The organism is Bartonella sp. AA18HLJMS (assembly GCF_042197245.1).
Classification (GTDB): Bacteria; Pseudomonadota; Alphaproteobacteria; order Rhizobiales; family Rhizobiaceae; genus Bartonella.
This window is the reverse complement of sequence record NZ_JBHIRP010000002.1, coordinates 213,271-239,081: the sequence shown is the minus strand read 5'-3', so window position 1 is coordinate 239,081 and position 25,811 is coordinate 213,271. Positions and strand designations below refer to the sequence as shown.

19 protein-coding genes are annotated in these 25,811 nt (G+C 35.6%); 4 read left to right on the top strand and 15 right to left on the bottom strand.

Features of this window, described 5'->3' with window-relative positions:
- Window positions 1-2: 2 nt before the first annotated feature.
- A complete protein-coding gene (gene secG / locus ACFINW_RS02765; protein WP_375638112.1) occupies window positions 3-455 on the bottom strand; it encodes a preprotein translocase subunit SecG in 453 nt (150 codons plus the stop codon).
- An 82-nt stretch (window positions 456-537) separates the two neighbouring features.
- Window positions 538-1,302, bottom strand: a complete 765-nt coding sequence (tpiA, locus tag ACFINW_RS02760) for a triose-phosphate isomerase (protein ID WP_375620758.1) — start codon at window positions 1,300-1,302, stop codon at window positions 538-540.
- A 154-nt stretch (window positions 1,303-1,456) separates the two neighbouring features.
- On the opposite strand from tpiA, the gene ACFINW_RS02755 reads away from it, so the two are divergent.
- Complete coding sequence (locus ACFINW_RS02755) at window positions 1,457-3,346, top strand: peptidyl-prolyl cis-trans isomerase (RefSeq protein WP_375673767.1); 1,890 nt, start codon at window positions 1,457-1,459, stop codon at window positions 3,344-3,346.
- Between the two features lie 913 nt (window positions 3,347-4,259).
- On the opposite strand, the gene ACFINW_RS02750 is transcribed toward ACFINW_RS02755, so the two are convergent.
- The 9 genes from ACFINW_RS02750 to tatA form a co-directional block, all read right to left on the bottom strand.
- Window positions 4,260-5,120, bottom strand: a complete 861-nt coding sequence (locus tag ACFINW_RS02750) for a phytoene/squalene synthase family protein (RefSeq protein WP_375611260.1) — start codon at window positions 5,118-5,120, stop codon at window positions 4,260-4,262.
- Between the two features lie 877 nt (window positions 5,121-5,997).
- Complete coding sequence (locus ACFINW_RS02745; RefSeq protein ID WP_375611259.1) at window positions 5,998-6,384, bottom strand: Mth938-like domain-containing protein; 387 nt, start codon at window positions 6,382-6,384, stop codon at window positions 5,998-6,000.
- Window positions 6,385-6,845: 461 nt separating this feature from the next.
- On the bottom strand, window positions 6,846-7,298 hold the full coding sequence (yajC, locus tag ACFINW_RS02740) for a preprotein translocase subunit YajC (RefSeq protein WP_375673765.1): 453 nt from the start codon (window positions 7,296-7,298) through the stop codon (window positions 6,846-6,848).
- A gap of 685 nt (window positions 7,299-7,983) precedes the next feature.
- Window positions 7,984-9,165 (bottom strand): peptidoglycan DD-metalloendopeptidase family protein, encoded by a 1,182-nt coding sequence (locus ACFINW_RS02735; protein ID WP_375630192.1) that lies wholly within the window; start codon window positions 9,163-9,165, stop codon window positions 7,984-7,986.
- A 155-nt stretch (window positions 9,166-9,320) separates the two neighbouring features.
- A complete protein-coding gene (locus ACFINW_RS02730) occupies window positions 9,321-9,980 on the bottom strand; it encodes a protein-L-isoaspartate(D-aspartate) O-methyltransferase (protein ID WP_273791164.1) in 660 nt (219 codons plus the stop codon).
- 133 nt (window positions 9,981-10,113) lie between these two features.
- The gene (gene serS, locus ACFINW_RS02725; protein ID WP_375620754.1) at window positions 10,114-11,391 is read right to left on the bottom strand and encodes a serine--tRNA ligase; all 1,278 of its coding nucleotides are present in this window, start codon (window positions 11,389-11,391) and stop codon (window positions 10,114-10,116) included.
- A gap of 61 nt (window positions 11,392-11,452) precedes the next feature.
- The gene (tatC, locus tag ACFINW_RS02720) at window positions 11,453-12,235 is read right to left on the bottom strand and encodes a twin-arginine translocase subunit TatC (protein WP_375640086.1); all 783 of its coding nucleotides are present in this window, start codon (window positions 12,233-12,235) and stop codon (window positions 11,453-11,455) included.
- On the bottom strand, window positions 12,232-12,672 hold the full coding sequence (locus ACFINW_RS02715; RefSeq protein ID WP_375640090.1) for a twin-arginine translocase subunit TatB: 441 nt from the start codon (window positions 12,670-12,672) through the stop codon (window positions 12,232-12,234). Before ACFINW_RS02715 ends, tatC begins: the two co-directional genes overlap by 4 nt.
- A gap of 60 nt (window positions 12,673-12,732) precedes the next feature.
- Window positions 12,733-13,035: a twin-arginine translocase TatA/TatE family subunit gene (tatA, locus tag ACFINW_RS02710; RefSeq protein ID WP_375673763.1), complete on the bottom strand. Its 303-nt coding sequence runs from the start codon at window positions 13,033-13,035 to the stop codon at window positions 12,733-12,735.
- 1,643 nt (window positions 13,036-14,678) lie between these two features.
- On the opposite strand from tatA, the gene ACFINW_RS02705 reads away from it, so the two are divergent.
- The 3 genes from ACFINW_RS02705 (at window position 14,679) to pgsA (ending at window position 18,568) form a co-directional block, all read left to right on the top strand.
- A complete protein-coding gene (locus tag ACFINW_RS02705) occupies window positions 14,679-15,542 on the top strand; it encodes a 23S rRNA (adenine(2030)-N(6))-methyltransferase RlmJ (RefSeq protein WP_375620751.1) in 864 nt (287 codons plus the stop codon).
- A 392-nt stretch (window positions 15,543-15,934) separates the two neighbouring features.
- A complete protein-coding gene (uvrC, locus tag ACFINW_RS02700; protein WP_375630189.1) occupies window positions 15,935-17,914 on the top strand; it encodes an excinuclease ABC subunit UvrC in 1,980 nt (659 codons plus the stop codon).
- 72 nt (window positions 17,915-17,986) lie between these two features.
- Window positions 17,987-18,568, top strand: coding sequence for a CDP-diacylglycerol--glycerol-3-phosphate 3-phosphatidyltransferase (gene pgsA, locus ACFINW_RS02695; protein ID WP_273723320.1), 582 nt, complete (start codon window positions 17,987-17,989; stop codon window positions 18,566-18,568).
- A gap of 312 nt (window positions 18,569-18,880) precedes the next feature.
- Here pgsA and ndk read toward each other — a convergent pair whose 3' ends face one another.
- The 4 genes from ndk to bafA (ACFINW_RS02675) all read right to left on the bottom strand — a co-directional run bounded on the left by ndk (window position 18,881) and on the right by bafA (ACFINW_RS02675) (window position 25,545).
- Window positions 18,881-19,303: a nucleoside-diphosphate kinase gene (ndk, locus tag ACFINW_RS02690; RefSeq protein WP_375612918.1), complete on the bottom strand. Its 423-nt coding sequence runs from the start codon at window positions 19,301-19,303 to the stop codon at window positions 18,881-18,883.
- 267 nt (window positions 19,304-19,570) lie between these two features.
- A complete protein-coding gene (bafA, locus tag ACFINW_RS02685) occupies window positions 19,571-22,138 on the bottom strand; it encodes a BafA family autotransporter (RefSeq protein WP_375673762.1) in 2,568 nt (855 codons plus the stop codon).
- Between the two features lie 358 nt (window positions 22,139-22,496).
- Window positions 22,497-22,685, bottom strand: coding sequence for a hypothetical protein (locus ACFINW_RS02680; protein ID WP_375620748.1), 189 nt, complete (start codon window positions 22,683-22,685; stop codon window positions 22,497-22,499).
- Window positions 22,686-22,980: 295 nt separating this feature from the next.
- A complete protein-coding gene (gene bafA / locus ACFINW_RS02675; protein ID WP_375673760.1) occupies window positions 22,981-25,545 on the bottom strand; it encodes a BafA family autotransporter in 2,565 nt (854 codons plus the stop codon).
- Window positions 25,546-25,811 lie beyond the last annotated feature (266 nt).

Below are 25,811 nucleotides of genomic sequence, written 5' to 3'. Positions count from 1 at the left end.
AACTATTTTGTACTGTTATCGGGAACTGTATTTTCAAGAACCTGAGGAACTGGACTTTCTACTTCAGGATTTGTGGACTGTTTCTGTTCCTGCGAAGAATTCGAAGTGCCTCCTAGCTGTTCAAGAATAGAAGGGGAAGACTCACCATCTGATGATGGGACTGATCCTGAGTCTTTATTGGTAGAATTCTGCTCTGAATTAACCGGTATACGCTTTAAGATATCAGAACTAGAATTTGATATATTACTCACCACGGTAAGTCCAATAGACACAACAAAAAAACAACAGGCTAAAATAGCAGTCAAACGTGTTAAAGGGTTTCGAGATCCACGAGTTTTCATCAACCCTGAGCTATTACTCACACCTAACCCACCACCTTCTGAAGGTTGAATTAATATAATACCAACCAAAGTAATCACAATCAAAAAATGAATAACTATAAGTACTGTTTGCATAAACCCTGCTCTTTAAATAACTCTTTAATAGCTATTTACACATAAATAACGCACAATCCAAGGGGAAACTCAAATTTCTCTGCTATAGTTTACGACAAACATCGCAAATAGTTAAAAAATCAATCGCTTTTAAGCTTGCTCCACCTATCAAAGCACCATTAACATGAGCAATGCTTAAAAGCTCAAATGCATTGGATGGCTTTACGGATCCACCATAAAGCAAACGTATCTTATTGCCTTCATCACCAAAACGAGAGCGCACCCTATCACGAATGAAATGATGTACTTTTGCAATATCTTCTGGAGTCGCTGTATTGCCGGTGCCTATCGCCCAAACTGGTTCATAAGCGATAATGGTATTCTCTGCTGTTGCATCATCTGGGAGAGATTCTTCAAGCTGCTGCGTGAGAATATCCAGTACTTTATTATTATTACGCTCCTCCAATGTTTCACCAATACATACAAGAGCCACAAGACCTGCTCGCCACGCAGCTTGCACTTTGGCACAGACAATCGCATCATTTTCCTGGTACACTGTACGACGTTCTGAATGCCCAATAATAACATGACTTGCTCCCGCTTCTTTAAGCATAAAAGCTGAAATATCTCCAGTATAAGGACCATGATCATCAAAGTGACAATTTTGTCCTCCTAAAAGGAGATTTTCACCATTCAGCGTATTAGAAGCACGCGATAAAAGCGTTGCTGGAACACAAATAAGCGCCTCAAAAAGATGACCTAGATCAGAGCTAACGCCTGTAGCAATAGCACGCAACTCTCCAAGCGATTCACTCGTTCCATTCATTTTCCAATTTCCAGCAAGAAAAGGCCGAATATTTGGAGACATATTTTCACCTCAAGAGCTTTTACAATACATTGTTTATCTGTAGTTACCAAATTATAAAATGAAAGCAAGTCTTTAAAGCTTGCATCTTTCATCCCTTTATTGCAAATTCCATTACAGCTTTGATAATAACTCACATTAAAAATGGACTTGAACAATGCTTGACATCATAAGAAATGCTACAAATTCTTGGATTTTTAGAATTTTCCTTGCTATTTTACTCTTATGCTTCATTCTTTTATGGGGGGTACCGCAGTTACACAAAAAAAGTGAAAGAGATCTTATTACTTCTGGAAAGTCCACAGTAACTGTCGATGATTATCGTCTTGCACTCGCCGATCAAAGCGCACGTTTAGCATATGCTGCTCATCTTGGACGAATGTTTACAGCAAATGAAATGCAGCAATACCAAATTCCTGCTTTTGTATTTAATCAATTACAACAAAATGTACTGCTTGATGAACAAGCACGTAAAATGAAAATAAGTCTTTCAAAAGATACAATAGCTCATGCGATTGGTTCTGATAAGATGTTCCAGGTAAATGGCACTTTTGATAAAAAATTGTTTTATAACTATCTTCAGCATTTACACATTAGTGAAAGTGCTTTTCTTAATTATTACACCAAACAAGAAAAGCGTAATCAGCTTATTGCTGCTTTACTTTCTGATATGAAGGCACCAAATCTCTTTTATAAAGCACTTGCTCTTTATCAAGGAGAAATGCGTATTGCTGATTATCTCGTTATTGATCTAAAAGAAAAGGAAACAATTGCTGATCCTGATTACGAAACATTACAAAAATGGTTTGAAACACATCAAAGTCAATTTCGTGCTCCAGAATACCGTACTGTCTCTTTGCTATCTATGGAACTTAATGATTTTGTAAAACCTAAAGATATCTCAACAGATGAGGCGAAAGCCTATTATACACAAAATGCTTCACGTTTTGTAACGCCTGAAAAGCGTACATTCGAAGAACTGCGATTCCCCTCACGCGAAGAAGCCGATAATGCAGCAAAAAAAATAGCTGATGGATTGAGTTTTGATGAACTGGTAAAAGCTGAAAAAAAGACTCTTAATGACATAAAAAAAGGTCCTCTCGCAGAAAATGAACTTCCTAATCATCTGACATCTGAAATTTTTGAACTTCAACAAGGCCAAGTCAGTCCTGTGATAAATGACTTACAGGGACCTGTTCTCATTCGCGTTACGCATATTGAACCTTCAAGCTCTCTTCCTTTTGAAAGTGTAGAAGAAAATATTCGCCAAATACTTGCCAAAAATCGTGCTACTGATGATATCCGTAACAATTATGTAGCCATTGAAAATGCTCGTTTTGAGGGAGCTTCTCTCAAAGAGTTAGCTGACCAATACAAGTTATCTTTGCGCACAATTACTATTGATAAAACGGGAAAAACGCTTGAAGGTGCAATACTCACGGATTTACCTCAAAAAGATATTTTACTGAATGCCATCTATCAATCAAACGAAGGAGTCGATCTTGATCCTCTCTCTTTTCAAAATGGTGGATATCTCTGGTACAAGGTCGATAAAATTATTCCTTCCCGCGATAAGACACTTGAAGAGGCTAAGCTAGATGTTCTTTCTCAATGGAAAAATGAGGAAATCCAACGTCTTCTTGATGAAAAAGCCCAAAATGCTCTCAAACAGCTCACGGAAGGAAAAAGTCTTGTTGCTCTTGCTCATACCCTTGGTGTTACAAAACAAACAACACCCGCCCTTCGGCGTCAAGACTCATCTGAAATCCTTGGCGTTGAAGGGATTAAAGCATTATTTGCTGCTCCCAAAGGTCATTATGGCATCATAAAAGGTCCGGTTGCAACAAACCGTATCATTTATCAAATAAAGACTGTAACCATGCCTAAAGATATCACGTCTCATACTCTTTCAACTGAGGTCCGCGCCAATATAGATATGATGATAAGAGAAGATCTCAAGCTAGAAATGCTACAAGTTGCCAATAAAGAACATCCTTTGGAAATTAATAGCACAAATTATAATCAGATCTTTAACGCTCTCCAATAAAAAGATTGTGCATAATTTTAAGAACTTATTGATAAAGTTTTCATCAGCTCTTCGTCTATAGTTGAAGAGGTAAGACGGATTTCTTGTCTGCATATCTTAGGATCAGCGTTTGTATAATGATTCATTTTCTCGCAAAACAGTGCATGTATGGATTTGCGAGAAAATAGTCAATGGAATGTAGAATCGTTTTTGCAATGCATTAAAAAACATTATCCATCCAAAGGTCGTAAAGGTTGCCGCCCATTAAAGCTATAAACATCATCCCTATCGTCATTCATTCATAGCTCATTATATTGCTACTCTTAATATTCATTCATAGGGAGCGTATTGCTTCTTCCTTAAATGACTTCATTTACACATCCAACTTATAATAGATAAAAAAACTATTTTTAAAATTCATTATAAAAATGGAGAAATCTTTTTCTATTCAAGACTCTCATTCAATATAAGAAAAAACGTATTATCATTATAAATCAATATATTCATCAATCATAACAGTCATCAATTATGATGTTATAATTTCTCAAAAATAAGAGTTTTTTATAGACTTATAGACTGCTAAGATAACTTCTCTCATAAAATAGAAATTTCATTTCATTTGCAAATGAGATACAATCAATACATTCAGAGTACTTAAAAGTTCTTCTTCAAACAAACCAATGTATTAAGATTTATCTCATGTTTTTCTTTCTCTGCATCTCACCCATCCAATACACTGAATAAAACATATTACTGATGAAGAAATACAGCGTATTTTCAAGATCATAAAATTTCTTATTCTTTTGCGTTCATAACAACCAAAACATCAACATTTTTTATAACAAAAAAATGGTTTGGAATCACAATAGCTCCTTTTATCTTCATATGAAAAAATCAGTCTACATGTTACGCATTCCAACGTAGTAATATTTTTTTACAATATCTTTGGAAAATTGCCGCTTATTGCTGCCCTTGTTATCAACCAATAGCGATACATCAATGGCAAAGTTGCACTCTCTTGAAAAATTGCTGCCCCCAGCTGTATAGCTTTTTGAAGAGAAGCTGGTACAATGACCAATGGAAGAAAAGCTGGCTTAAGAACTCTAGGTAAAGTACAAGAATACTCGTAAAATTGGGTATAATGATCGCGCGATAATGCTACCATAGCTTCAACAATACAACCCTTTTGTTGATCGCTGAGACGATGAGATTCCAAATCTTCCCTATTCACTCCTACAGCCTTTAATATATCAGTGGGTAAATAATATTGATATCGTGATTGCATGAATGATAAAAGACGCAATACACCGCTTAATCCTTGAGAAATCCCTCCATGTTCATAGATATCTGTAAACTCTTGTGCAGTTTCAGGATCTAATATCTGACAAGAAAGCTGTAAAATTATGCCTGCTGTCTCACCACAATAATGCTCTAGATCATGAAGTGTTTCTATTGGATTGTGATAAAGATCTAAAATTTGCGCATCACAATAACGTAAAAAAGCTGTCTTAGGTAAATTAAAAAGAGTGATTGCTTTTAATAAATCATTCAAAATCGGATTGTTTCCACTCGTTTGCATTTCACCATGAGCAATAGCATCATACCACCAACGTAACCGTATTTCTCCTATGAGTGGGTCATGTACACTTTCGCGGATACGAGAAACTTCAGCATTAAATACATAAAGAGCAGCCAATGCTTGGCGCTTTTTTTTAGGTGCAAATAAAACCGATATATAGCGATCACGATCTATGGTACGTAAAATATCAAGACAATAAGGAAGAGAGCCTATCATTCTATGAACCTATTAACGTCCCTTTTTTAGCAATTAAATTAATACCCTCTTTTTATTCATATTAAAAAATGAAGGATAAGCAAATACAGTTCAGAAAATAAGATTTTTAAATGTGTCTCTTAACTGTATTATGAATTAAAATTTCTTTTCTAATCCCTTTTCGTTTTAGAAAGAAAAAAATTAAATAAATAATTTTTCTGATAAAACTTATCTTATCGGACTTCAAGTTTTCATTTGCAATAAAAAAGCTAAAAACCAATCGTAACATGCATAGTAAAACTTGAACAACAAGCAACGCAAAACACTTTTTCAGTGGATAGATGACAATGTTATTTTATAAAAAATGCACTGATCACAAAAACTTCATCAATCATTGACCTCCTCCCCATCCTAAAAGACAAAGGTTCTTACCAACACCAATTTGTAAAAAATCCAATTGCTCTCGGTGCGTTTCTGTTACTATAAACGCATTGATTTATAATGATAATTTTGTGTTTTGTATATTAAATTAGAATCCCAAATATCGTAGATATGCTTTCATTTCAAACCAATTCCATGTTACATCAATAAAAACTATTCCCTTGCACGTCATAAGCGGAACTGGCTTGTAGGTAAAAACTGTATAAGAAAGAATTAAAATGCCTCTTATGAACTATCTTAAGTCCCAAGAGCTGATCACTCATGTGATTCATTAGGAACTATGAGCAAACTTTGTCCTGAATACTTGCTGCTGTATTTAAAAAACACTTAATGTGTTAAGTTATGTATATTCTATACCCTTATATCACCGCCTTAAACGACAGTATTTTACAGCGCAGAAAATAATCACACAAGTCTTTCATGCTAGACCAGAGCCTTTGTTTTATTAAACAATACTCTATTCTACCGCAAATAATAACGCCGCAACAGCGCGATCTTCAGCCAATAAAACATTAAATGTACGCACCGCCGCTCCCGTACTCATTGTATCTGATGAAATACGTTTTTCCCATAAAAGCACCCGTAACTCTTCAGGTAATCGTAATAATTCAATTCCAGTACCTATTAATAAAACTTCGATTTCAGAAGCTTCTTCTAAAATACGAGATATATCCCTTTGAGTGGGAACAGGCCCTGCCATCTCAATGCCATAAATACCTGATGGTACACAAATAATAGAACCTCTATGAGACATATCAGCAAAACGAAACCCACCATTTCCATAAGCATCAATAGGTGCGCGACTTGGAAAATGTGCTTCACGAATTTGAATTGCATCGAACATGAATATGCACCTTTTATTTTTGAATAATCCAATTGTCTTTGCTTCTTCTCACCATAAAAATTAAAGTAAGGCTGATATAAACATTGATATGTTAAACATAGCCTAGTATTGAAGTGAAAATTTTTATATAATGCCCTAATCTTCTCATACAACAAATATATGAAAATTTTGGAATAAACCGCAGTAAAATGCTATACCTGCTTAAATAAATCTATCTTTTAAAAAGTTTCCTCAGCTTATTTACTCACAAATTGCTTTTTATAAAAACAATGATCTTGTTTAAAAAACAGAAAAAATTGCGTAATATTCCATAAATAAAACAACTATTTTAATCATCTAAAGAAAACAAAAACTCCATTTTCTGTAGCCACTATAAAAGCCCCTTTTTCAATGAAATTGTCTTGATCTTGCCAAGCTTTTTATAAAAATGCTTAAAAAATGTAATAAACTGCCATTACACTTTAAGATGCATTTTCCTTTGATATAGCTTTTTTCTCTTTAGAGATACTCATATCTTCTTTCGTTGTCGTTTTAGATTTAGACTTTTGTGGTCTTTTTGCTTTAGCATTAAGTTTTGATTTTTTTTCTGCAACCGGCTCACCTTTAACGCGCACATCAGCTAATGTTGAGCGAATAACACGAATATTCATACTATCACCAATTTCAACCTCTAATTCACCGCTCTCGTCGTGAACCTTCGTAACCTTGCCGATAATACCACCACCCGTTATAACTGTATCACCACGACGTACTGCATTAAGCATTTCTTGGCGTTTTTTCATTTGGGCACGCTGTGGACGAATGATAAAAAAATACATAATTGCAAAAATTAAAATGAATGGGACAGCGCTAGCAAATGAAATTCCACCGGAAACATCGCCTGCAACTTGAGCATAAGCGTTCGTCATAAACATTTTTATCTCCTATAGTTAAACCTCAGGTATTTCCCACTCTATTAAAATGAAATTCCGATACAGAAAAAATTCCTAAAGAATTTATCATAAAAAGCAATAACTACATAATCTAATCACAGCTTTACAAAAATACAATAAATCCTTAAGAGGCAGAATACCAAAATACAATGAGAAAAATCTTAAAAAATAGATTCACTTTCCCCTATTGTATATCCTACAATACAAATCTTTTCACTAACTCAATAAATTATACAAGATAATTTTTCTAATGAACAAACTTAATTTATATAGATAATTTATCGTTTTTGATATCAAATGACAGATCTAAATACAATAAAACGATCTCATTTCAAACCTTCTGAATTAATCAAAACGATTTTCTTGCACGTCACACATATGAAACGAGCCTGTCGATAAAAACTTTTTAAGAAAGGCGTGAAATATCTTTTTTCATGCTTCTCTCAAATGCAAGAGCAATTGGAATACTCAAAGCTGACAAACAGTATGATACTATTGTCTTACACTTTCATAAATACAAAGATGGTAATATCTAACGACCCCAACGAACTACTCTCCTGAAACCAATGATTTTTTGCTGCTATGTTATTGATTTAAGAAAATCAATTGTTTTTCATGAATTTTCTATAAACTGTAAGACTATTCAAATGTCAAAGTTATCAATAAATTAGTTTTCTAAATATTTAAGGGGATCAACAGGTAATGAATTCTTACGCATCTCAAAATAGACACGTGGCGTTTTAACATTTCCTGAAACACCAGATTTAGCAATCTCATCACCGCGCCTTATCCTTTGTCCTTTGTTAACAACAAGCTTACTATTACATCCATAAATAGTGATAATATCATTTTCATGTCGAATCATCACAACATTACCAAGCTCTTTTAATCCATCTCCCGCGTAAATAACCACACCATTTTCTGCCGCCTTTACCGAAGACCCTTCAGGCACTGCAATATCTATTCCTCGATTCATTACTGTTCCCTTTTTTTGACCGAACTGGCTTAATAAACGCCCTCGTACTGGCCAACGCATCTTAGAAATTCCTGTGGCTTGCGGAGTCGTCATATTATCTGTATTCGTAACAGTACTTGACAAACCAGTCTCATGTTTCAATTGCGTCATCTGTTTAGAAAAATTTTTCTCAGAACTTGATTTGTTCATCTTTGCAGAGGGTGGCGTTGTTACAGGAGCTTTATATATAGGAGAGGACTTCTTGTTTTTTATAGAGGACATCACTTGAGATTGGGATGCAGATTCTGTTGTTGACACTGCCCAATCGTTATTATTGTGTGCATTTGAAGATGCTAATGTACGCCTGCTTGGAACAACCAGTACCTGACCAATATAAATGGAATTGCTGTTTATACCATTTGCTAATTTTAATGCCTCAACACTAACCCCTACTTGTCGTGCAATATTGAGCAGTGTATCTCCACTCTGGACAATATAAGAATTCCGGCGAAAAATAGGAGATTTATCCATTTGTGAACGAGAAAGTGTTCCAAGATTACGTGGAGGGGAGCCCATAACGCGACCATCAGAAGAAGTTATCCTATCTTGATGTGGAAAATTATAGGGGGAATTATCATCTCCCCACGAATCATCGCTTGATTCCACAGGTGGCAATTCAGTGCTTTGTATCATACCACTACCGTATGATAGCATTCGCGGGTCTGTATACATAGTGCTTGATATATTTGATTGAGATGATACCGTACGATGAGAAAACGTATTGGAAAAACGCTGTGTACCAGAACTACAACCAGCAACAATAGTTACCACCGCTAACAAAGTTATTCTCTGAAAATTATGCTGGAAAATATTATCCAAAGCTTTTAGACACATCGTTTTGCTCACTCATCAATAATCAACTCACTCCATTAAAGCTTTTTTAAATTACCGAAGAGTTAAAATGAGATGTTTTATTCATAAATATCTTTATATAAGATCAAAATGAACTTAACGTAGACAATTTGCAGAAACTTCTTAGCTTGTAAAAATTAAAGTATCTCCGCAATGCCTTTAATAAAAGGTTGGTAACGCACTTGGAACAGTTCTAAACACTCAAATCGACTACCAATTTTTGTATAGCGCGTCACCGTTTGTACCCCTTCGTCAGGTCCTATCGCCTGAATGAGAATTCCATTTTCAGCTAAAAGTTCTAAAAATTCCTTTGGTTCATCAAAACGTGATGGCCAAATAAGAATGCGATCAAATGATCCTAAGCCTGTCACGCTATGACTTCCATCAATCTGCCGTATAACAATATTTTCAATTCCTAAAGTTTGAAATTTTTGGCGTGCTAAATCAACAAGCGTTTTATAACGATCAATCGTTGTCACACGGTCACTCAGACATGCCATAAGAGCAGTACAAAAACCAGATCCTGTACCAATTTCTAAGACACGATGCCTTTTTTTCAACGATAATGCCGAAAGAATTAAGAGTTGTTCTTCCAAACGTTCCATATATTCACCACACTCAAGGGGAATAACTTTATTATCATAAGCACTATTGAACCAAGGAGCAGCAACAAACTGTTGACGCGGAATTTTCTCTAATGCCGAAAAAAATCGCACGTCATCAATGCCTTTGCTACGCATTTTCAGTACAAGAGCGGCTAACTCCTCACGAAATTGTAAAATACCCTTTTGCCCCATAGTATCATTCAATCTCCAATGGAGGTACACTTTTATCATACTGACAAACTGCTTCTTTTAAAATGGCAAAAACTTGCGTCTGTGTATCATCACCTCTTGGCAATAAACGCATATTGTCTCTCCTTTCGTAAAATTAAGCAGTAATACAGCGCATGCCTCCCATATAAGGTTGTAAAACATCTGGAATAATAATTGATCCATCAGCCTGTTGATAATTTTCAAGTACAGCAATAAGACAACGTCCAACAGCCGTACCAGAACCATTAAGGCTATGAACAAAATGCAATTTTTTATCGCCGTCTTTACGATAGCGCGCATTCATACGACGACCTTGAAAATCTCCACAAACTGAACAGCTAGAAATTTCACGATAACATTCTTGACCAGGAAGCCAAACCTCGATGTCATAGGTTTTACGCGCTGCAAACCCCATATCACCCGTAGAAAGAACCACTGTGCGAAAAGGCAAACCAAGCCGTTTTAATATATCTTCTGCACATTCCGTCATACGTTCCAATTCAATTAAAGACTGCTCTTCACTGGTAATCGAGACCATTTCAACTTTCCAAAATTGATGCTGACGCAACATACCGCGCGTATCACGACCGGCTGCTCCCGCCTCTGAACGAAAACAGGGAGATAAAGAAGAAAATCGCAGTGGTAAATCTGATATTTCAAAAATTTCATCGTTGACCAAATTGGTTAATGGCACTTCTGCTGTGGAAATAAGCCATCGACCATCTGTTGTACGAAAAAGGTCTTCAGCAAATTTCGGTAATTGTGCTGCTCCGTAAACAATCTCATCACGAACAAGAAGAGGTACTGAGACTTCTGTGTAACCATTCTCATTGACATGCACATCAAGCATAAATTGGCCTAATGCTCGTTCTAGCCGTGCTAACGCCCCTGAAAGTACTGTAAAACGTGTTCCAGACAAACGACTAGCTCGTTCAAAATTCATCTGTTTGAGATCTTGACCAAGATCAAAATGTTCCTTTGGTGTAAAATTAAATATTGGAGGTGTACCAAAATGTCGAATGACGACATTATCACTTTCATCTTTACCTTCTGGAACATCATCTAATGGAATATTTGGAAGTGCTGAAAGAATTTTCTCAAGACTCTCCGTCAGCTGTTTTTCTTCCACTGTTGCAGAGGAAAGAAAAGCTTTAATCTCTTCAACTTCAGCTCTAAGACGTTCAGCCATTTGCTGATCCGATACCGCTAAAGCCTGTCCTATTTCCTTTGAAACAGCATTGCGACGTTCCTGCGCCAATTGCACCTTAGCAATATGCGACCGACGTGCAAGATCAAGTTGTATTAACCTTTCAGCTTGTGGCTCAAGACCTCTACTTACGAGTGCTTTATCTAATTTCTCAGGATTGTCACGAATCCACTTAATATCAAGCATAAAAATTCCTCATTTATATTGTTTTTATTCATTCCTTATCGCATAAGATTATACACTTTTCTTAAGCGGATTTTCTTCTCTTTTCTATACTGTAAGCAATTAAAATTGAAATCTCGTAAAGTGCTATCGTTGGTAAAGCCACTGCAAACATCGTAAAAAAATCCGACGGCGTTATGATTGCCGCAATAATAAAAGAGAGCAAAATAGCCCATTTTCGTTTAGACACCAAATCATGAGACGTTAAAAATCCAATTTTTGTTAAAAGACTGATGACAAGAGGTAATTGAAAAATCAAACCAAAAATTAGGATAAATGATGTCATAAAGCCCAAATAATCAGAAATACGCACTATAAACTCTATTTTTAAATGAACATCTGGAAGAAATTGTTGAGAAAGGCTAAACCATAGTATTATTGGCGCTAATAGACCATAAACAAACGCTCCCCCAATACAAAATAAAATAGGCCCCCCAATGAGAAATGGTAAAAAAGCCATCCGCTCATTTTTATAAAGCCCTGGTGCAATAAAACTATAAAACTGAAAAGCCGTATAGGGAAAAGATAAAATAATTCCCCCAAAAGCAGAAAGCTTCATCTTCGTTAAAAAAGTTTCCCATACTTGCGTTGATTGCAAACGAATACCCTCAGGATTACCCCCTGCTATTTTCATTGCCCACTGATATGGCCATAGTAAAAAATTTAAGATATAATCTTTAACAAGAAAACACATCATAAAAGCGATCATAAATGCAACCAAGGCAGCAATAATTCGCTGACGAAGTTCAATTAAATGTTCTAAAAGTGGTGCCATATGGGCATCAACTTCATCTTTCTTAGCATTCATGACATATCTTCTTTATCTTTATCTTTAGGGGAAACAAAAATGTTTTCAGAATGATGAGAAGCTATAGAAACTGTTATATCTTTCTTGATTACGTTTTGATCACATTCCAAAATTTCTTTACCTTTTTTTGATTTATGATGTGTTTCCTTAACATCCCAATTATCGTGGATATCCTCTAATATATTTTGAGTGGGATCAAAAGTTTCTGCCAACTTCTTGCTTGAATCGCTAATATCCGAACATACTTTTTGCAAATCATCGCGCTCGATTTGTTTTATTACATCATCAAACTGATGACGAAGTTCATTTGCTGTTGAATACACATACGCTCTTATCTTTGCTACTGTCTTTAATATTTTAGGTAAATCTTTTGGTCCAACGACAATGATGAGAACAAGTAAGATTACGATAAACTCTGGTCCGTCAATCCCAAACATCTCTTAATTCAATTCGACTTTCTCATCAAAAAATATTGCACAATGATGATTGCGTTTTTGTTACTGTTTTTTAGCAACAGATGTTTTGCTTTTTTTAGAAGCAGAAGAAACCTTTCTGCGCGCTGTTGCATGTTTTACCGATAACGGTTGAGATTGTTGAGATTCTACATCAATCACTTGGGAAGTAGGAGCCATTTCAACTTTATCCTCAATGCCGTCATCTTCTTCTTTCATATTTTTTTTGAAGGCTTTAATTCCTTTAGCAACATCGCCCATTAATTCAGAAATTTTACCGCGACCGAAAAGCACAAAGATAATCAATAAAATTATAATTAAATGCGTTGGTGAAAAAATATTACCCATTATTCTCTCTAACTTTATGCTTTTAAATTTGATTTCATTTATCCATGCTTCCTCTGAAGAATGTATCAAATATAATATCTTACTTATATATTTTCTTCTTAACTTAAAAGCAATTACACGCTTTTATTGCAAAAAGAACTTTTTATCCTCTCATCCTTTTTTAGCGTATTATAACACAAACCATTCAAAAATGATAAACCACTTCATACAAAGTTCAAAACACTTAAAAACTTTTCTAAAATAACTTCATCTGATCTCTTAGGTTACTCATCTTCCTGTAAATACTATAGCCAATGTCTTTCCTTTTAAACAATGCTTTACATATCATTACAAACATTTCCGCCAAATTATCCTTTACTGATAAAAATCATAACATGCTGTAAAATATTTTACGTATTCAATTAAAAAAATCAGAAAGAAAAATCTCTAAAAAACTTTCTTAACACATCATCAGTCTCTTCAAAAACGATCATCTTACGCACAACATTTATTCTTTGCGTTGGGGTGGAAATTTTATCATCCATTATTCCATATACAATACGAAATATGAGCCATCATAGCATTCAATTAAATATCTGGCGTGTAAATAAAACTATTAGCGGAAAGAGTAAAAATGTACTTTATGAACCAACTCAAGTGCCAAGAGGTATGGCAATACTGCTAAAAAATAAAAAAGGTACCAGCTTGTGCCTTTATTCAGTAAAATACCTCCATATAACCAGCTCTCTAAACCACTGTATGCTCTAACTATTACAAGTCTCCGGATTCTGGGCATGCGTTCTCATAATATCATGTGTTTAACCTATCTCAGTATTGAAAACAGAATGGGCATGAATAGAAAATTACATTCAATCAAAAGCATGGTATCGAAGCATAATCCATATAAAAAGAATTTCTTATCCTAGCCTTTTTTATAAGATTACCTCATAAAGTCGCTCGATAATACAGTGTTAGAGATAGATAAACCTATTTACTTTAGTTTAAAATTCCTCATTTTGATTGAGATAGCTTGCAGAGCACATATCAATTTTCAAAAGTTTTATTTTAGCATCATACACAATAACCTAGCTATTTAGCGTGTATAATGTAAAGCTTTGGCTCCGCTTAAAGCAATGAAATTCATTCACACTTTTACAAAAATCTATCACTATAACACCAGCACTTTATTGCTCTATCCATAATTTTACGCTTGCTAAAAAACTTATAAATGTAACAATGTTTTTATCAACCATTTGAAATTCTTTAATCTTTAAACAAGCAAATTGATGAATGAATTTGAAAGATACCCTTCAATTTTTCAACAAACTTCACTAATATTCTCGTTAATTGAGTTTTTTTATAGTTTTCCTGAAAGAGTCCGCGGTCATAAAAAAATTCTCTTACAACATAAATATCTCTATTGAAATGTTTTGTCTCTTCTTGTCTATCTTTCATATAAAAAAATTAAAATTTTAACGATTAATCTCATAGTATAAAAATAGCCTTGTGAATAAATGCTCTAATGACATTAATATTTTTTCTGTAGTGTATAATTTGGGAGTGAGGGTATTGTTTGATTTCTACAAGAGTATTTTTATGGATATCAATTCTATTATTCTATGCTAATAATCCGGTACAGTTATACATATGATAGAGTTTACTCCATGAATTATCGGCATATTTATCATGCTGGCAATTTTGCTGATGTTTTTAAACACATTATTGTCACTCGCATTGTAGAATATCTCAAACGCAAAGAAAAAGCTTTTCGCGTTATAGATACGCATGCTGGAATCGGTATTTATGACCTTTCTTCTTTAGAAGCACATAAAACAGGAGAGTGGCGCGAAGGTGTCCAACGACTTTTTTCAACTCCTATCCCAGAAGATTTAAGAACACTCCTTTGTCCATGGTGTGATATCATTGATGCCCTCAATAAAGGGGAAAAAGAAATTGTATTTTATCCTGGATCTCCTGTTCTTATTCGTCAATTATTACGGAAACAAGATCGCCTCACCGCAATAGAATTGCACAATGAAGATTATCATATTTTAGCAAAAAACTTTGCAGGAGATTATCAAACAAAAGTTCTGCATTTAGATGGTTGGCTTTCCTTAAATGCTCATGTACCACCAAAAGAAAAACGTGGTTTTATCCTTGTTGACCCTCCCTTTGAAAAAGCTGGAGAGTTTTCCCGCCTTATTGATGGATTAACGAAAGCCTATCGTCGCTTTTCTGGAGGAATCTACGCTTTATGGTATCCTGTTAAATATGACAAAGAAATTGAAAGTTTTCTTCAAGCGCTTTATCAAACCGGAATTCCTAAGATTCTACAGCTTGAAATGCGTATCCGAAAAAATTCAAGTCCACCGACAATGAATGGAAGTGGTATGATTATTATTAACCCTCCCTACCTTTTGGAAGAAGAAATGAAAAAACTCAGCCCCTTTCTTATCAACCGTCTTGGACAAGATGAAAATGCCAAAATAACGCATAAGTGGCTTCAAAAAGAACATCTATTATTTTAGATCTTTCTCTAATATTTTTCCTAAATCAAATATCATGTTGTAAAATACAAAGGCATTAAATGATAAAGTTCTTTGATTCTTTGGATAATATCAACATATTATAATGGTAAGCTAATAACGATCAGCGTGAATTATTTTTTTTAGAAAGCCTGTCCTCTTAATCATCATGGATTTCTTATTTCAATCATTTTAATGGATAAATTGGGCAAATTCATAAAGCTGTCTTAGAATAACAACTCTCATATTTTTTATGAAAGATCGGCTCTCTAAAATCACACTCTTATGTTATAAGATATTATTTATAGAAAAAAATATAAAGACATAAATAATCATTATTTAACAAAAAAGAATATTTCATATATTAAACAAACAACATATTCGTAATAAACGGAATGGTCCTGAAAAATAATACAAATTGTCCGCAAAATGAACGGGAAAATCTTTCTTTTCTCTCTAATATTACATGGCATAATGCTAATCAAAGCAATGAGAAAAATCAATTCCAAGGTATCAAGTTCATACAAGAGTTTGTTAGACACCTTCCGCATAAGCCAGGGGTTTACCGGATGATTGGTGAAAATGGTGATATTCTTTATGTTGGCAAAGCCCGTAATCTCAAAAAACGTGTTTCAAGCTATACACGTGAACAAGGACACAATAATCGTATTACCCGCATGATTCGTGCAACATATCATATGGAATTTATTGTCACCCATACAGAAACAGAAGCACTCCTTTTAGAAGCCAATCTCATCAAAAGATTGCATCCACATTTTAATGTACTCCTACGTGATGATAAAAGTTTTCCTTATATTATGATTACAGATGATCATCAAGTGCCTGCACTTTACAAACATCGTGGTGCTCGAACACGAAAAGCTCACTATTTTGGTCCTTTTGCTTCTGCTGGTGCAGTGACACAAACAGTTCATATTTTACAACGCGCCTTTTTATTACGAACCTGTACTGATTCAGTTTTTGAAAACCGTACACGCCCCTGTTTGCTTTATCAAATTAAGCGATGTTCTGCACCTTGTACTCATGAAATTAGTGACAGTGATTATAAAGAACTGGTGAAAGGAGCAAAAGCGTTCCTTTCGGGAAAAGATCAATCTATTAAAAACGATATGGTTCAAGCTATGCATAAAGCCGCAGAAAATCTTGATTTTGAACAAGCAGCTTCCTATCGTGACCGCTTATCAGCCCTTTCTCACATACAAAGCCATCAAAGTATTAATCCTCAAACGATAAAAGAAGCGGATGTATTTGCAATTGCGCAAAAAGAAGGAATGACCTGTATTCAAGTGTTCTTTTTTCGCATGGGGCAAAATTGGGGAAACCGTGCCTATTTTCCTAAAGCAGATCCCTCTTTTTCCCGCACTGAAATTTTAGCGAGTTTTCTTGCCCAATTTTACGATGATAAACCACTTCCTAAAAGCATCCTTTTATCTGAAGAAATTGAAGAAAAGACACTTCTTACAGAGGCATTTAGTCTTAAAGCAAATCACAAAGTGTCCCTCTCTTTACCTAAACAAGGTGAACGAAAAACTCTTGTTAATCGTGCCTATCTCAATGCTCATGAAGCACTTGAACATAAGCTTTCTGAAACAGCCACCCATACAAAATTGCTTCAAGGTCTTGCTAAAACATTCCAACTACCTTTTCCTCCACGCCGGATAGAAGTCTATGACAATTCTCATATCATGGGAACAAATGCTGTAGGAGCTATGATTGTTGCTGGTCAAATGGGATTTATTAAAAATCAATATCGAAAATTCAACATTCGCTCAACAGATATCACGCCTGGCGATGATTTTGGCATGATGAAAGAAGTGATTAAACGAAGATTTTCACGCCTTATCAAAGAGTATGATCTGCCAAATAGAAGTCATGACATAAAAGATGATGATCTTTTTCCCATTTGGCCTGACCTTATCTTAATCGATGGTGGTGAAGGACAAATCAACAGCGTACATGCAATACTTGCTGAATTACAATTAAATGATCTCTTCACAGTTGTTGGAATCGCCAAAGGTGTTGACCGTCATGCGGGACGTGAACGATTTTTTATAAAAGGTATTCCCCCCTTTACACTTCCTCCACGTGATCCTATCCTCTATTTTTTGCAACGTCTGCGTGATGAAGCACACCGTTTTGCGATTGGAACTCATAGGATAAAACGAAAAAAAGCAACATTCAAAAACCCACTTGATGAAATCGAAAATATCGGTCCGACAAGAAAGCGTGCATTGCTTCATCATTTTGGAAGTGCCAAAGCTGTTGCTAGTGCCTCATTTGAAGATTTAAAAAAAGTTACGGGAATCTCTATGACAATTGCACAAAAAATTTATAACCATTTTCATGAAAAATAGGCTTGTTTCATAACCTTCGCCTTGTTACGTTTAGGAAATATATTCTCTTTCAAAAGAATTAAAAATGGCTCCATGAAAAATCATACTTTTTCTTTTCCAAATATTTTAACTTATGCACGAATTGTTGCAGTCCCAATGGTTGTTGCATGCTTTTTTTTAGAAGGGCGACTACAATCAAGTGATATCACTCGCTGGATTGCTGTTTCTATTTTTATCGTTGCATCCATTACTGACTTTCTTGACGGTTACCTTGCTCGTATTTGGGAACAAACATCCAATATTGGTCGCATGTTAGATCCAATTGCCGATAAACTTCTCGTCTCTGCTTGTTTGCTCTTGCTTGCCGCAGACAGTACCATCGCTGGGTGGACACTATGGGCAGCTATTATCATTCTTTGCAGAGAAATTCTTGTATCAGGATTACGTGAATATTTGGCTGAGTTAAAAGTTAGTGTTCCTGTCTCTCGTCTTGCAAAATGGAAAACTTTTGTACAGATGATCGCTATTGTATTTCTTTTAGCTGGACCAGCCGGTAATAAAATTTTCCCTTACACAGTAGAGTTTGGCATTACTATGTTGTGGATTTCTGCCCTCCTTACATTGTGGACAGGGTGGGATTATTTTCGTGCAGGTTTAAAACACGTTATCCTATGAAGAGTATGGAGATTTATAATGATAATTTATCTTTTTGTACTTAAATAAGAGATAAGAATAGCATAAGATTGATTTATTTTTATTAATGATAAATCAATCAAACACTGTTTTGCACATTACAAATAAGGGGGACGTGTAGATAAAAACTCTTCAAAAAAGAGTAAATAGGCTTTATATTTTCGTAAAAGCAGCTGTAATATTAAAAGCTAAAAAAACGATTAATGCTCTATATGCTTTCAAAAAAATCTATAATCTTATAAGCAAAAAACCGAAACATAGTGTTTCGGATTTTTGCTTCTTATAAACGCTTTATTAACCAACAATTTCTACCTCAGGAAACCAAAAGGCGATTTCTGTTTTTGCCGTTTCAGCACTATCGGATCCATGGACAGAATTTTCGCCAATCGATAAAGCATGAACCTTACGAATTGTCCCTTCTTCTGCATCACTAGGATTCGTAGCCCCCATTACTTCACGGTTTTTAGCTATTGCATTTTCACCTTCCAAAACTTGTACAACGGTTGGACCAGAAGACATGAATTCAACCAATTCACTAAAAAAAGGACGTTCTTTATGAACAGCATAAAATTTTTCAGCCTCACGTTTGCTCATCCAGACACGTTTAGACGCAATAACACGTAGCTCCGCATCCTCAAGCATTTTAGTAATTGCGCCAGTCAAATTACGACGGGTTGCGTCTGGTTTAATCATCGAAAAAGTACGCTCTAAAGCCATTTAACCACCTTTATTTCATTTATAATATTCTCTAGCCATTTCTATAGCGAGCAAGGAGCCCTTTGCCAAGTGACTCTGCAAAATTCTATACAAATTCTCAAAAATATAGAATGAATTATAAAGAAGACTTTAATAAAAACACCTGCAATTGCTCATCCCATCATAAAGATGCGCTACCGCTCCTTAGCAAATGTTGAACTTCTTTTATATTCCTCAACGCTTTCCATCAAAATTATCATTGAGATCAATTAAAAAATAACCATATCGTTAGAAACTATAGCGTACACCTAAAACACCCTGAAGGGACTGTTTTGTTTTACGCCCTTTAATATAATGTGCCTCACCATATAACTTTAACTTCTCACTCACTAAACTGCTTAAACCTATTCCTAATTTACCTGCATTCCCCGATAAGTCAGTGGTAAATGGATGGCGTTGATTAATTAACGTTTGATTGTCATCTTTATTCTCACGCAACCATGCTGCTGTAATATACGCAAGCGATGAGGAATCCATGTGTGAACCAAATTCATACCCTAAAGATAAACCAACCTCACTGCGTAATGAAGTGAATGGACGCATGTCACCTGTCATATCATTCGATAACTTGATTTCTTTACCCTCAACTTGTAACCATGTAAATTGTCCATAAGGCTGTAACCAACTGTTCTTTGACGTCTTAAGTCGATAACCAGCTTCAAAGGAAGTTCCCAATGCCCTTTGAGTATATGTTCCTTCAATCTCTAAACCATTCGTTGAAACGGCTTTTAGAGTATTTTGATAATGATTGTATTTTAAAATACCATCGAGATACCATCCACTATGATCAAAATAAGTGACATAAGCACCAATACCATAAGTATTGATTCCACTGTTACCCCCCCGTGCATGCGCAACACGGGCACGATCATAACTGCTAAAACCACCTATATAAAACTCTCCATTTTCCCACTCGCTTAAACCATTGATCCCCAAAACGATACCGGTCTGATCCAGTTTAAAATCTATATGCTCTGTAGCAATGCTCTCTTTAGATTTAATCGCATAGGTCCATAAAGCTGCATTCTTTTTACTTTTATCTAGAATTCCTCTTCCCGCACGTACGGTTTGCATTTCATTGTGAAAAATCATCGCTGGAGCCGCAGACATAGACAATACCGCATCTGTAGAGGGAGTGGTCAAAAAGTGAGAAACTGAAAGTTTCTCACTCAATTGTGGAAAAGGGTGTTCTTTATGAACTGGACGCAAAGTCATTTGATCGGCTAAAGATTGAGAAGAGGTTGAAACAGCAGTTTGTTGTTTTTCATCAGAAAAAGGATGAGGACCTGATGGAGGTAACGCTACAAGAGTCTGATTTTCTTGAGAGGGAGATACAGAAACACTAGAGACATTCTGTGCCCCTCTTAAATGACGTGGAGGTCGTGGTTTAGCTGGTTGTTTTATAGTAGGTTTACGAGAGCCTGTATTTTTTTCTCTAGAAGAAGCACCTTGATCAGATAATGCAAGAGGAATCTTCGTTTTCTTGTTTACACACTGTGCTTCAGTATTCGAACGTGTCGTACCTCCAGAGGCTCTTCCTAAATACCAAATTGTAGCACTACCACTAGAATCAGCACATCTATCTCTCTTTAGCAATTGATATTGATAGGCCCCACCATCAACAGCTGTAATATCCTTACCCGAAAGGTCTGCCAGAGTAAAATTAGCGCCTCCATTGTGGCTTCTATCGGTAATTAAATTAATCCCTGTGACCAAACTATTCTTTTGTGAGAGAAGACCTGTAATTTCACGACCAGAATCTGCAACGCTTATTTTGTGATTACCGGCGCCCTCATCAATCGATAAGTAATCACTCGAATCCCCCGTAGCACTAATATTGAATCGAAAATGTAAACTCCCTGAAAGTTTCTCAACATGAAGTGAAATATGTCGTGGATCATACGGTATAGAAGTAAAAATAACAGTCCCATTTTGCCCCCCTAAATCTTCAATTTCAATCTGAGGTTTTTCTCCCATATTCCGTTCACCAACCTCAAATATTGTTTCATCCACTCTGTCCTTTATAGGAATTTTTTTCTTAGTCGTATGATTTGTCCTATCACCAGCGAATAAATAAAGTTCTCCGTGATCATTGATCCTTACTTCTCCAAGGACCTCTTGTACACCAACATGGAACCACGATTTAGCAAAGTTGTTAACAGTCAGACCATCCACAAACCCTTCAGGATATACAACTTGAATAGCATGATCTTTCAAATTAGTAGCATAAGATTCTCCTAACGCTAAGACGTGCTGTCTCCCATTCCCAGAGACCTCAGCATACATTGATTTTCCCCCCTCTTTTCTTTGTCCTGCATAAAGATTTTGTTCTCCGTTATCTCCCACTTTCGTATACCAACCCCACGCTCCATCATACACATTCTGCTGTCCAACTGTTCCACCATCCCCAGTAACTGTGGAATTATATGCACTACTTTTTCTCTCCACGCTTGTAAGATCAATATATGGCTCTTCATGAATAAACTGCTGACCTCCCAAAATTTTGGCGTTCATTGCAATTCCTGCCCGTGTAACTATTTGCATCCCTCCTTTTTTAATAGTGGAACCTACAGAACTTTCTCCATTTTCAACAAGCTCTACATCACCATATTCAATCGTAATATTATTCTTGAAAAAACTAGCAATCTGTTCTAATTTTTTTTCTTCCTCTTCTCTATTTACCACATATGTTGCTCTTGTTAGCACTCTATTCCTACTCTCAACTACACTTGCAGATTGCAAAAGACAACTACTGATCATCAATACTGAAAAACTTAATTTGTATTTATACCGCATTATCCACACTCCACTCTCAATTATTTAGAAAAATATCCCGCGGCCACATAGGTAGCTCGGTTTAGATTGTATCATAATGTGTTTTATTTATGTCTAAATGCAATTTTTTAGTGTATTTTTTTGATTTAAACAACTTTAAGTTGTTTGTCTATAAGCCACTAAAAAACTCTAACTTAAGGCAGAAAAATTGAATAAAATTCAAAATGTTTACTTAAATTCAAGGAATAATTTGCATATCTGGAATTATAGATGAAAAAAAATGCTCGTGCCCTTTAATGGAGCCCCTCTTCACGTAAAACAAAACGCCATTGGGTTGTACATTCACACACTTGTTTTAAAGAGACATCTCTCAATGCACTCAAGCCCATTTCGCCACGTCATCCATGAATGATATACCGGTAAAGCCATTGAACTCCCAATCTTTACGCTTATGAAGAAGCGAGCCGATATCATCATACACTTTTCCAGCCCTAAAATGTTGCAACGCTACACCCTTTGGTACTTGAGGCAGTTTAATAAGAGGTATTTTTAGTTCTTTCTTGTACAATTTTTATCCACGCAGGCTTGCCTGCTTGTGACGTGCAAGAAAATGGTTTTGATTGATTCAACATCAACAGATTTGGAATCAGAGAATTCTATGATTTTCGCGACTCTCATTCAACATGCATAGAAATGAATTATTATTATAAATTCAGTATGTTACCTTTAAAAGAGAGAGTATAAAGACATTCCTACTGTTTGAGAAAGTCCTTACACTCTCGAGAAGACATAGCCGAGCGTTATCTGTTTAAGCTTGCAAAACAATTACATTTGTAAAGTCAATCAGTCGTGTACACACATATTTAGAAACTATAGCGTAATCCTAAAATACCTTGAAGAGCATTCTTAATCTTATGTCCTTTTAGATAATGTGCTTCCGCATAAAGTGTTAGTTTATCATTGACCGAACCGTTTAAACCAATTCCCAATTTACCCGCACTGCCTGATAAATCTGTAATAAATTTATACTGGTTATTAATTGTCGTATAATTATTATTTATATTCTCACGCAACCAAGCTGCCATAATGTAAGCTGTTAATGAAGTTTCTGAACTCACAAAAAATTCATGTCCTGCAGTCAATCCAACTTCACTGCGGAATGAAGTTAATGGGCTTAGATCACCTATCATTCCATTGGAAAGTTTTATTCTTTTACCTTCAACCTGCAAACCTGTTAGCTTGATATAAGGCTGCATCCAAGTATTCTGTGCCGGTTCAAAATAACAACCAATCTCAAATGATCCACCTATCGCCCACTGATTGTAATGACTTTGAATGGCTAAGCCATTCGTTGATATGGCTTTCAAATTATCTCGGTAATAATTATATTTCAAAACACCATCCATATACCATCCACGATGATCAAAATAAGTTGCGTAAGTTCCAATGCTATAAGAGCTCAGATCACTATCACCACCTCGTGCATGAGAAATACGTACTTGATCATAACTCCCGAAACCACCAACATACAACTCTCCATGCCTTAATTCACTCAACTGATCAGCACCAAAGACTAAACCTGTCTGCCCAAGCTTAAAGTGTGTATGGCCTGTCGCAACACGTTCTCTGCTCTTAATCCCATAAGTCCATAGTTCGATATCCTTCTTATTTCTGTCCCAAATTTTTCTACCATTCCGTATAATTTGCAACTCATTATTAAAAATAAGCCCAGGAACTACGGACAACGTTAACACTGCATCTGTAGAGGGGGTTGTTGATGTTTCTCCAGGAAAAAAAGGATTTGTCGGATCTGGTATAGAAGGTTCTGGTCCACTGAGGCGGTCTGCCGATAAAAACCAAACTTTTCCATTTTCATCCTTTCTTTCTTTCAAATCATACATATAAGTTCCACCATCAATGGCGTTAATTTTTTCACCCTTAAGATCTGTCAGCGTAAAATGCGCTCCACCACTTTGATCCGTAATTAAATCACGCTTATTTGAAAAAGGATCCGTGATTTCAACTCCAGAATCAGCAACACTTATTGTATGTTTCCCAGCGCCTTTCTCAACCAAGAGATAATCACCACGGTTATGGGCAATCGTAGTATTGAACGCGAAATGTAAATTTCCTGAAAGATTATTCACATGAAGCTGAGAATAATATGGATCAGAACCTGTAAACGAAAAAATAACACTCCCTTCACCACTTAATTTTTGTATCAAAGAACTTTTTCCATCAAACTCATCAGTAATAGAGTATAGTTTTGTATCTTTTCCATTTAAAATAATATCTTCTACTGTGGTGCGTTGTTGATCATTTCCAGCATAAAGATGGATCTGCCCAGAATGGTTTACCTGTGTCTTGCCTTCTAATGTTGCTCCAGCATACACCCATGATTTTGTTTGATCATTCATTGTTAGATTTTTTACAGATCCATCAGTATATATTTCCTGAATAGCACTCTCATTTAAAGTGACTCCAATAGCCTGACCGCCTTTTAAGATACGTTGTTTACCACCACCAAAAACTTCTGTGTCAAATGCAAAACCACCATTTTTTGCACTTTGAGACTTTTGTCCAACCTCTTGGACACCCCCTTGCATAACTTTTGTATTCCAAACTTTTCCGCCATCATATACTTTTTGTTGGCCTAGTGTTTCATCTTGACCATAAATGATAGTATGAGAAGCACTACTGCCTTTAATCTCTCCTCCAATATCCCCCTCGCCGAAAACAAGCTGCTCACCGCCATAAATTTTAGTCCCCTCTACTTTCCCTCCATTTCCAACACTTTGGTGCCCGCCTTCTTTAACAACAGCATTTTTCGAAAAACCTTGTTTTCCCTTTAAAGCCTGAACATTTTCAATTCCACCATGTTCAATTTTACTATTCTCACTGAGTCCTCCTGCATACACATAAAGCTCTGCACCATTCCTTACAGTGTTATTAATGGATCGCCCTGGACTATCAATCTCACCATCATTTGAAATGTATGCTTTACCTTCATTATCAAGGATATAATTTTCTAATATTGCCCCATCTTTAATGGAAATAAGTTCAGGCTTTTTAAGAAATGCAGTATTTTGTTCTTGTGCATTATATCCAGCATTGTCACGATGACTGCTGTCAAGCTCCTGTTGACTCGCAAACACTCTAGCACCCTTATCCATGATAAAATCTCTAGGCTTTTTTAAAAAGTCTAATTCATTGCGCGTTCTTACCATAACATCATTAGAGGCTCCAAGTATGCATCTTGCTGATTTCATATCCTCATTGTATTGATCTTGAAATACTTTATCATTTTCATAACTTGAAGATTGACAAAAAAGTGCTGTTCTCTCCTCATTTGCAGCAGCAGCTTGCACAAAACAGCTGCTCAACATGAGTATCCAAAAATTTCGTTTCCATTTATATTGTAGAGCCATATCCTCCCCCCTTCACGCCTGCATAGACACTGAACGTAATTAGCTCTACAAAACATATTTTCAACCTTAGATTGCAACAATCCTTCTTAAAAATCCTCCTTATCTCATAAAAAACCGTTCTTTACAGTTTTTTAAATACTTTTTTGATCAAGAATATAAGGGCGTTTTTATAGTGCTTCTTTAGCATTTTCTCGGAGTTTTCTTATCAAAGATAAAAAGTAATGCATAATCAAGTATATAAGGGTATACAGTTTATCATGAACAAC

Bases quoted from the DNA above. Each gene is read 5' to 3' on its own strand.
- secG (WP_375638112.1), bottom strand. From the start codon at position 455: ATGCAAACAGTACTTATAGTTATTCATTTTTTGATTGTGATTACTTTG.
- tpiA (WP_375620758.1), bottom strand. From the start codon at position 1,302: ATGTCTCCAAATATTCGGCCTTTTCTTGCTGGAAATTGGAAAATGAAT.
- ACFINW_RS02755 (WP_375673767.1), top strand. From the start codon at position 1,457: ATGCTTGACATCATAAGAAATGCTACAAATTCTTGGATTTTTAGAATT.
- ACFINW_RS02750 (WP_375611260.1), bottom strand. From the start codon at position 5,120: ATGATAGGCTCTCTTCCTTATTGTCTTGATATTTTACGTACCATAGAT.
- ACFINW_RS02745 (WP_375611259.1), bottom strand. From the start codon at position 6,384: ATGTTCGATGCAATTCAAATTCGTGAAGCACATTTTCCAAGTCGCGCA.
- yajC (WP_375673765.1), bottom strand. From the start codon at position 7,298: ATGTTTATGACGAACGCTTATGCTCAAGTTGCAGGCGATGTTTCCGGT.
- ACFINW_RS02735 (WP_375630192.1), bottom strand. From the start codon at position 9,165: ATGTGTCTAAAAGCTTTGGATAATATTTTCCAGCATAATTTTCAGAGA.
- ACFINW_RS02730 (WP_273791164.1), bottom strand. From the start codon at position 9,980: ATGGGGCAAAAGGGTATTTTACAATTTCGTGAGGAGTTAGCCGCTCTT.
- serS (WP_375620754.1), bottom strand. From the start codon at position 11,391: ATGCTTGATATTAAGTGGATTCGTGACAATCCTGAGAAATTAGATAAA.
- tatC (WP_375640086.1), bottom strand. From the start codon at position 12,235: ATGAATGCTAAGAAAGATGAAGTTGATGCCCATATGGCACCACTTTTA.
- ACFINW_RS02715 (WP_375640090.1), bottom strand. From the start codon at position 12,672: ATGTTTGGGATTGACGGACCAGAGTTTATCGTAATCTTACTTGTTCTC.
- tatA (WP_375673763.1), bottom strand. From the start codon at position 13,035: ATGGGTAATATTTTTTCACCAACGCATTTAATTATAATTTTATTGATT.
- ACFINW_RS02705 (WP_375620751.1), top strand. From the start codon at position 14,679: ATGAATTATCGGCATATTTATCATGCTGGCAATTTTGCTGATGTTTTT.
- uvrC (WP_375630189.1), top strand. From the start codon at position 15,935: ATGGTCCTGAAAAATAATACAAATTGTCCGCAAAATGAACGGGAAAAT.
- pgsA (WP_273723320.1), top strand. From the start codon at position 17,987: ATGAAAAATCATACTTTTTCTTTTCCAAATATTTTAACTTATGCACGA.
- ndk (WP_375612918.1), bottom strand. From the start codon at position 19,303: ATGGCTTTAGAGCGTACTTTTTCGATGATTAAACCAGACGCAACCCGT.
- bafA (WP_375673762.1), bottom strand. From the start codon at position 22,138: ATGCGGTATAAATACAAATTAAGTTTTTCAGTATTGATGATCAGTAGT.
- bafA (WP_375673760.1), bottom strand. From the start codon at position 25,545: ATGGCTCTACAATATAAATGGAAACGAAATTTTTGGATACTCATGTTG.